The 3,978-nt window shown below is 56.1% G+C and carries 7 protein-coding genes; 4 read left to right on the forward strand and 3 right to left on the reverse strand.

Translation table 11 applies throughout. The features are described 5' to 3' along the window. Nucleotides 1-8 precede the first annotated feature (8 nt). Genes H5U36_09515 through H5U36_09525 form a run of 3 tightly spaced genes read right to left on the reverse strand, consistent with a single transcriptional unit; the run spans nucleotide 9 to nucleotide 2,191 of the window. Entirely contained in the window at nucleotides 9-545 is a 537-nt protein-coding gene (locus tag H5U36_09515) for a chromate transporter (GenBank protein ID MBC7218347.1), read from the reverse strand. Continuing rightward, nucleotides 538-1,038, reverse strand: coding sequence for a 5-(carboxyamino)imidazole ribonucleotide mutase (gene purE, locus H5U36_09520; protein MBC7218348.1), 501 nt, complete (start codon nucleotides 1,036-1,038; stop codon nucleotides 538-540). Before purE ends, H5U36_09515 begins: the two co-directional genes overlap by 8 nt. After that, nucleotides 1,007-2,191 carry a 5-(carboxyamino)imidazole ribonucleotide synthase gene (locus H5U36_09525; protein ID MBC7218349.1) on the reverse strand — a complete coding sequence of 395 codons (1,185 nt, stop codon included), beginning with the start codon at nucleotides 2,189-2,191 and terminating at the stop codon, nucleotides 1,007-1,009. The genes purE and H5U36_09525 overlap by 32 nt, the downstream gene beginning before the upstream one ends. 95 nt (nucleotides 2,192-2,286) lie before the next feature. On the opposite strand from H5U36_09525, the gene flgB reads away from it, so the two are divergent. From flgB to fliF, 4 genes are all read left to right on the forward strand, one after another. After that, entirely contained in the window at nucleotides 2,287-2,694 is a 408-nt protein-coding gene (gene flgB, locus H5U36_09530) for a flagellar basal body rod protein FlgB (GenBank protein ID MBC7218350.1), read from the forward strand. Nucleotide 2,695: 1 nt separating this feature from the next. Next, entirely contained in the window at nucleotides 2,696-3,088 is a 393-nt protein-coding gene (flgC, locus tag H5U36_09535) for a flagellar basal body rod protein FlgC (protein ID MBC7218351.1), read from the forward strand. 11 nt (nucleotides 3,089-3,099) lie between these two features. Further along, nucleotides 3,100-3,390, forward strand: coding sequence for a flagellar hook-basal body complex protein FliE (fliE, locus tag H5U36_09540; GenBank protein MBC7218352.1), 291 nt, complete (start codon nucleotides 3,100-3,102; stop codon nucleotides 3,388-3,390). A 3-nt stretch (nucleotides 3,391-3,393) separates the two neighbouring features. After that, the coding region (gene fliF, locus H5U36_09545) for a flagellar M-ring protein FliF (GenBank protein ID MBC7218353.1) at nucleotides 3,394-3,978 on the forward strand (585 nt) is incomplete at its 3' end.

Genomic DNA, 3,978 nt, shown 5'->3' on the forward strand with positions numbered 1-3,978 from the left:
AAAGTACATCACCGCTTCAGGAGCACCCCCAGACCTCCACCGAGGAGAACGGCACAGAGGGGATGCATACCGGTCAAGGAGAGGAGAGCAAAGAGGAAAAAGGCAAGGGCAAGGTCTACCCAGTCCCTTGCCACACCTTTCCCAACCTGCCAGACGGCAAGGACAATAAGGGAGACGACAACCGCAAGAGCCCCCCGGAAGAAGGCCTGCACGAGGTGGAGCTCCCGGAAACGAAGGAGAAAGAAAGCTGCAAGAGTTATGGAACCAAAAGAGGGCAGGGCGGTGGCAAGAACAAGAAGGAGCTGAGTTCCCACCCCACCAAGGGCAAGCCCCACGAAGGAAGCGGTGTTTACGGCGATAGCTCCCGGAAGACTCTGGGCAAGAGAGAGGATTTCAAGGAAGGCCTCTTCGGAGAGGAGTTTGTGCTTTTCCACGAGTTCTCTCCGGATGAGGGGAATCATGGCGTATCCCCCTCCCCAGGTGAGGGCTCCGATTTTAAAGAAAATGGAGAAGAGGAGAAGTGGCAAGGGTCTTTGCTCAGCCATTACCGGGGAACTCTCTCTGGATTTCCTGGGCCTTCGATTCCACGAGTTTCCGCAGGGATTCCTTGTACTGCCGTACCCGTTCCCGGATTTCGGGGTACTTGATGCCCAGGATTTCTGCGGCGAGTATCCCCGCGTTGCGGGCACCGTTTATGGCCACCGTGGCCACCGGGACTCCTGGGGGCATCTGGACGATGGAAAGGAGCGAGTCAAGTCCCTGCAAGGCAGCGCTTTTCACGGGAACACCAATGACCGGAAGAACGGTTATAGATGCCACCATCCCGGGGAGGTGGGCTGCTCCTCCGGCTCCGGCGATGATGACCTCGATCCCTCGCTCCTCTGCCTCCCTGGCGTACCGGAACATACGCTCGGGAGTGCGGTGCGCTGAAACGATGGTCATTTCATAACTCACACCGAGTTCTTCAAGGATTTTTGCCGCCTCCTCCATGACCGGGAGGTCCGAATCACTCCCCATGATGATGCCGACTCGAGGCATGGCTCTGCTCCTTTCTTCCCCGAATCTTGAGGACTTCTTTGACCTTGAGGGCTTTAGCAAGCGCCCCCTCAAGAGTTTCATCGACTACCGTCACATGTCCCATCTTCCGGAAAGGACGGGTTTCCCACTTCCCGTAAAAGTGGAAAGAGACCCCCTCGATGGCCAGGGCTTCTTCAAGACCTTCAACAAACGGTGGGCCGCTTTCTCCTTCTTCCCCTAAGAGGTTCACCATGACGGCAGGGGTAAGGAGCTTCGTCGACCCTAAGGGGAGCCCAAGAATCGCCCGCAGGTGCTCCTCAAATTGAGACGTGACACAGGCTTCAATGGTGAAGTGCCCTGAGTTGTGCGGTCGGGGGGCAATCTCGTTCACAAAGATTTCCCCCTTTTTGGTGAGGAACATCTCGATGGCAAAGATTCCGACCCCATCCAGGACCTCCACGCACCGAAGGCCCAGGGACTTCGCTTTTTCGGCGATGTCCTCAGGAATTCGGGCTGGAGCAAGGACGAGGTCGCAGATGTGCGCCCGGGGCTCAAAAATCATCTCCACCACCGGGTACACCCGGGTTTCTCCGGTGATGCTGCGGGCAACAAGGACCGCAAGTTCCTTCTCAATCGGTATGTAAGTCTCAAGGAAAGAGGGTCCCTGGAGGCGCTTTGGGAGGTCCTCCTCACTTTGGAGAACCACCACGCCCCTTCCGTCGTAGCCTCCGAAGCGGGCTTTCTGCACGAGGGGGAAGCCAAAGGCCTGGAAAGCGGAAGGAGTATCCTCTTCAAGGAGGACAAAGTGAGGAACGGGAAGTCTAGCTTCTTTGAGCGTTTTTCGCTGCCTGAACTTATCCTGAATGGTCTCAAGGAGCTCCGGGGAAGGGCGGATTTTCTCTTTCCCCGGGAGGGACTTCAGGAATTTAGTGTTCACATGCTCGATATCGTAGGTGACAACGTCACTTTCCGCGATGAGTTTTGCAAGGCCCTCCTCATCGTAGAATCCTGAAACGATTTCCTCATCCGCCACCTGGGCGGCGGGGGAGGAAGGGGTAGGGTCAAGGACGGTCACGAAAAACCCCATTCTCTTTGCCTCTTGAGTCATCATTTTGGCAAGCTGTCCGCCACCGATAATCCCAAGCCGAAAGAAAGGGAAAGAAAACGCCGGCACCGGAAATCACCGGATTCATTTTACCATGGAGTTTCCCCCTTTTTGGGCGAAGCTTTGGCAAGGTATTTCATCTCTACTTTTTGGAGGTTGAGACGATGTCCTTCGATATCCTGATGGATAGGGCGATGCGAATTCTCGAGAGGGGACTGGATTACTCGATGGTTCGTCAGCGTGTCCTCTCGGAGAACGTGGCCAATGTGGAAACACCTCGCTACAAGAGAAAAGATGTGGATTTCGAGAGCGCCTTCCAGGATGTTCTGAGGAGAGGAGAGGATCTCCCCCTCTCGGTAACCCATCCCAGGCATTTTGGGGGCGATGAGGATGGTACTTCAGGTGTGCATGTTCTTGAGGAAGAGTGCTCGGTGCGTCAGGACCAGTCAGGGGTCGATGTGGAGAAGGAAATGACCATCGTTCTTGAGAATGCCCTGTACTACCAGGCTTTGGCCCGCATGATATCTGACAAAATCGGGCTTTTGAAAACCGTCGTTCGGGAGGTGCGGTAAAATGAAAATCTTCCGGTCCTTTGAAATCAGCGCCTCGGCGCTCACTGCGGAGCGACTTCGCCTGAGCGTTATTGCCACAAACATCGCCAATGCGGAAACCACCCGCACTCCTCAGGGAGGGCCGTATCGCCGAAAGGAAGTGGTGTTTACGCCCCGCGAGGATGGGGGTGTGGAGGTTGCCGCTATTCAAGAGGACACGAGGACTCCCTTCCGCCAGGTGTACGATCCTGCTCATCCCGATGCGAACGCTGAGGGTTTTGTAGAATACCCCAACGTCCTTGTGGTGAACGAAATGGTGGATCTCCTGGCGGCAACTCGGGCGTACGAGGCAAACGTCGCAGCCCTCAACGCCACAAAGAGCATGCTCTCAAGTAGCCTGAACATCGGGCGGTAGGGGGTGAGCATATGGAGGTTTCCCGAATTTCCTCAGGTACCCTTCCTTCCCTTGGGAAGGAGAAGCCCCAGGCTTCCCAGGGTGGTGGCTTTGCCGAGAAACTCTGGCAGGCCCTTGAAGAGGTGAACGAGCTCCAGAAGGAGGCGGATCAAGCGGTTCTTGAAGTTGCTTTAGGAAAAGAAGAAAATCTCCACCGGGCCATCATTGCCCTTGAGCGGGCAAACCTTGCCTTAGGCCTTGCGGTGCAGGTGCGGAATAAAGTGATCGAGGCCTACCAGGAAATCATGCGGATGCAGGTGTAGGCGATGCGGAGTCCCCTTGCGGATTTTACAGAACAGCTCAAAAACGTCTGGGGAGGCATGACCCAGTCGCAGCGGGTGCTCTTTCTCCTTGTGAGCACCGCTCTTTTTGCCGGCCTCATCACCCTTTTCCTCTACTCCGGAAAGCCGGATTACGCTCCTCTTTTCCGAAGTACCGACCCTCAGGAGACCGGCCAGGTCGTGGATGCCCTGCGGGAGCTCAACATCCCGTACCGCCTCTCAAGTGGGGGAACGGTGGTTGAGGTTCCTCAGGATAAATTGTACGAGGCGCGGATGAAGCTCGCCCAGAAGGGATTCCCCTCAAGGGGAACGGGTTTTGAGATTTTCGATAAAGGGACCTTTGGGCTCACGAGCTTCCTCCAGCGAGTGAACTACCAGAGAGCGCTCCAGGGGGAACTCGAGCGAACCATTATGACCCTCAGTGAAGTTGAGGCGGCACGGGTGCACATCGTTCTTCCTGAAGAGCGTCTCTTTGCCGAGGAGGAGAAGCAACCCACGGCATCAGTGGTTCTGCGGCTCCGCCCCGGGGCGACTCTCAAAGAAAGCCAGATTGAGGCTATTGCCCACCTG

It is taken from the genome of Candidatus Caldatribacterium sp., from assembly GCA_014359405.1.
Classification (GTDB): domain Bacteria; phylum Atribacterota; class Atribacteria; order Atribacterales; family Caldatribacteriaceae; genus Caldatribacterium; species Caldatribacterium oleiphilum.

Excerpts from the sequence above, each read along its gene's own strand:
- H5U36_09515 (MBC7218347.1), bottom strand. The coding sequence starts at position 545 with ATGGCTGAGCAAAGACCCTTGCCACTTCTCCTCTTCTCCATTTTCTTT.
- purE (MBC7218348.1), bottom strand. The coding sequence starts at position 1,038 with ATGCCTCGAGTCGGCATCATCATGGGGAGTGATTCGGACCTCCCGGTC.
- flgB (MBC7218350.1), top strand. The coding sequence starts at position 2,287 with ATGTCCTTCGATATCCTGATGGATAGGGCGATGCGAATTCTCGAGAGG.
- flgC (MBC7218351.1), top strand. The coding sequence starts at position 2,696 with ATGAAAATCTTCCGGTCCTTTGAAATCAGCGCCTCGGCGCTCACTGCG.
- fliE (MBC7218352.1), top strand. The coding sequence starts at position 3,100 with ATGGAGGTTTCCCGAATTTCCTCAGGTACCCTTCCTTCCCTTGGGAAG.